Annotated in this window: 3 protein-coding genes; all 3 read right to left on the bottom strand. The window is 61.1% G+C overall.

What is annotated here, in order from left to right:
- Positions 1-99: 99 nt before the first annotated feature.
- On the bottom strand, positions 100-546 hold the full coding sequence (locus AC6FTP_RS26520) for a pyridoxamine 5'-phosphate oxidase family protein (protein WP_497209906.1): 447 nt from the start codon (positions 544-546) through the stop codon (positions 100-102).
- Positions 547-548: 2 nt separating this feature from the next.
- Entirely contained in the window at positions 549-2,606 is a 2,058-nt protein-coding gene (locus AC6FTP_RS26515; protein ID WP_497209905.1) for a TonB-dependent receptor, read from the bottom strand.
- 287 nt (positions 2,607-2,893) lie between these two features.
- Positions 2,894-3,229, bottom strand: a 336-nt coding sequence (locus AC6FTP_RS26510; protein ID WP_497209904.1) for a S41 family peptidase, incomplete at its 5' end; no start/stop codon positions are given.

The raw sequence follows: 3,229 nt of genomic DNA, 5'->3' as shown, positions 1-3,229 counted from the left end.
AGGCCGATGACCAGCCAGGCAAAGCCCATTGGGTGGATGAAGAGGACGAGTTCTTTCAGGAGCGACATGACGCCACGGTGGCGGCTTCTCCTTGCTTGATCAACTCAGCGGCACTTCAAAATACTCCAGCGCCCATTCCCGCATGTAGCGCACCTGATTGGGCGTGAAGCAGTAGATGATCAGCTCGGGATTCTCCGGCGTCCGCAGGTAGGCGCGCAGGAGCGGGTTGCCATCCCAGATTTCCTTCAGCAAAGCCGCATCCGTGACGATGCTCGCCGTGGCGGTGATGCGCACCTGATGGTGATCGTCATCCGTGTAGCAAAGCTCCGCCTTCGGGTTCGCAGCGAGCTGCGCCGTCTTCCCATACCTCCGCAGATTCGCCACATAGATCGTGAACCCCTCCGTCTTCACCGGCGAAACCGGACGTAGTCTCGGCTGGTCGCCCTCCATCGTCGCCAGCATCGGAAACTTGGCCCGCTGGATGGTGGCGAGGGCCAGGGCAGGGACTTCGGAGGGATCGACAGGTTTGGGCTGGGGTTGAGACATGATTAAAACCGATACGTCACCCTGAAGCGGAACATTCGTGGTTCAATCGGATGAATGTGCGTGTCGCTGATCACACCGCCTCCTGGGTTGCTGTCGTAAAAGTAGCTGATGTCGTTGTCTTCGCGGTCCAGCAGGTTCAGGCAGTCCACGGCGGCTTCCCAGTTCTTGCGGCGGTAGCCCACGGTGGCATTCACCATGACGCTGTCTTTGCCACGCACGGTGTCGGTTTCCTCCAGCGGACTGTTGGCAAAGATACGCACGCGGGCTCCGGCGAAGAAGCCGTCGTCATTGCCCTGGGCACCAACATTGAAGCCACCGCTGAACATGATGGGCACGCTGTTCGGGATGTGGTCTGCTCCGCTCGGCTGATCCTGAAGACGTGCGTGAGTCACCGCCAATTCGGCATCGGCGCTGAACCAGTTGCTTGGCCGCCAGTAGCTGGCCAGCTCGATGCCGTAGCGGTCGCTGCCAGGGCCGGGTTCGTTCGTGCCGGCATCGCCCACATAGATCAGCTCGCTGTCACTGCGCAGCCAGAAGAAGGCCAGCGTGGTGGTCACGTCCGGCACCGCCTGCGTGCGCAGGCCGATCTCCCCGCCCATGGTGCGCACCAGTGCATCCGCGGAGTCGCGGCCTGATGTAACACCACGTGCGTCATTGCTGTGAAAGCCTGTGCCGAAGTTCAAGTACAGCTCCGTCTTCTTCCATGGGCCGAGGATGGCGCTGAACTTCGGACTCATGATGCCTGCCACTTCCGCGTCCTGCCCATCCACCGTACTCTTCATCGGCTCGAAGTAATACAGGTCTCCACGCAGGCCCAGCACGGTGCGAAACCACGGCGTCCACCGTGTGGTCGCCTCTCCATACAGACCCACGCTGCTTTCCAGGATGTCGTCCTGCCGCACCTGCGCGATGCGATCCCGCTGTCGGGTCTTCCACAAGCCGATGCCGTCGATGATGTCCGTGCGCGTTTGCAGGCCGAAGGTGAGGTCGGACTCGATGCCGAAGATTTCCCGCTTCTCCCAGGTGCGGGAGACATTGCCGCCCAGCACCCAGCGCTGCTCCGCCTGCTGGAATTGGTCGCCATTCACCGGGTCATCCAGGAAGTAAGTGAAGTTCGAGTAGAGATCCAGGAGGTAGTAAATGGCATAGGCGTTGGCGCGCGTGACCACATCGCCGTCGCGATGCTCAAAGGCCACGTTCAGGCTGTAGCGCTCGCTCTCCCCGCCTGCGGTGCGGTCCAGCGTGTCGAAGGCATCGAGCGTACCATTTTCCACCAGTGAGGACGGGATCTGGTCCGTGCTCGTCCAGCTCCCGTGATAGCCCATGAAGGTGACGGAGAGCTTTGTGTCCACGTCCTGCTTGAACCAGCGCAGCATCCCATTCCACCGGTTGAACTCCTCCGCCTGCGCCCATGGGCCGTCGTAGTAGTTGGATTCCAAAGCATAGGTCAGTCCCTGGGCCACACCTTCTTCCGCTTTGGATTCAAAGGGCAGCGTCCCGGCGATCAAGGCACGGTAATAGTTATGCTCGCCGAACTCCAGGCGGATCAGATTCTGCGGCATCACATCCCAGAGCAGGAAGTTCGCACTGCCCGCGCTGGAGAGATCCCCATCCGCCGCTGTGTAGGTGCCTTTGGCATAGTCCAGCGCCTCCACCATTTCCGGAATCAGCAGATTCAGATCCGTGTAGCCCTGACCGTGGGCGTGCGTGCGCATGTTCAGCGGCATCCCTTCCAGGCTGATGCTGAAATCCGTGCCGTGATCCAGGTTGAAGCCGCGCAGAAAATACTGGTTCGCCTTTCCGCCGCCTGCGTGCTGCGTGATCATCATGCCGGGGATCGTCTCCAGGATCTCTCCGCGCCGCATCAGAGGTCTGGAGAGGAAATCGCGCGGGGTCGCTCGTCCCTTCGTGGCGCTGTCTGTCACGCCGAGCAGGTCGTCCGCCTTCCCATCGATGATGATTTCCTCCAGCTCCACCGGAGCCGTGGTCGGGGCAGGGGACTGGGCAAGCAGGGCCGGGGTCAAAGCCAGGCCGAGGAGAAATAGGAGACGTGATTTCATCAAAAGTGGGAGGTGGTCTCCTCATCTGACGATCTCCAGAGACCAAGCCCACAAAAGAGGCTCAGGCTTACCGTGGAAGGGATGACTTAACGGCAGAGCGGCTAGTTTCAGAATGCTTTTCCAGCGCCAGACCCAGTCGCCGAAGTAGGATTCATGAGACGGAAAACGGGGCCGGGCACCGCTGAGTTCGACACCGGATTTCCCACCATCATCAGGCGCGCATGGTCGGGGGATGGTAGAACGAGTTGGATACTCGGGACACCCGTTCAACGACTTTGAACGTCGTTCTACGGGGACAGCGGCAGGGCCTTGGGCACGTTCGGCGGCGGGGTCTTCACCGGGGCGGGCTTGGGCTCTTCTTTGGGCTTGAAGGATTCGAAGACGAGCGCGCCTTTCAGGGCATCGACGGCGCGTTCGAGCTGCTTGTCGCCGAGGCTGGCGATCTCGATGGCGGCGGCTTCGCCGGTGCCGTGGTTGTTGCGCCATTTGGCGACGCGCATTTCTTCCTCGGTGCTGAGGGCGGAGACGATGTTTGGCTCCACGCCGTGCTCGTGGATGGTGCGATGACTCGGCGTGTAGTATTTGGCGATGGTCATGCGCATGGCGGCGCCGTTCTTCATGGG

Source organism: Prosthecobacter sp., from assembly GCF_044378005.1.
In the GTDB taxonomy this organism is placed as follows: Bacteria; Verrucomicrobiota; Verrucomicrobiia; order Verrucomicrobiales; family Verrucomicrobiaceae; genus Prosthecobacter.
Note: the sequence above shows the minus strand (reverse complement) of the source record. Positions and strands in the feature narration are given on the sequence as shown.

Bases quoted from the DNA above. Each gene is read 5' to 3' on its own strand.
- AC6FTP_RS26520 (WP_497209906.1), bottom strand. From the start codon at position 546: ATGTCTCAACCCCAGCCCAAACCTGTCGATCCCTCCGAAGTCCCTGCC.
- AC6FTP_RS26515 (WP_497209905.1), bottom strand. From the start codon at position 2,606: ATGAAATCACGTCTCCTATTTCTCCTCGGCCTGGCTTTGACCCCGGCC.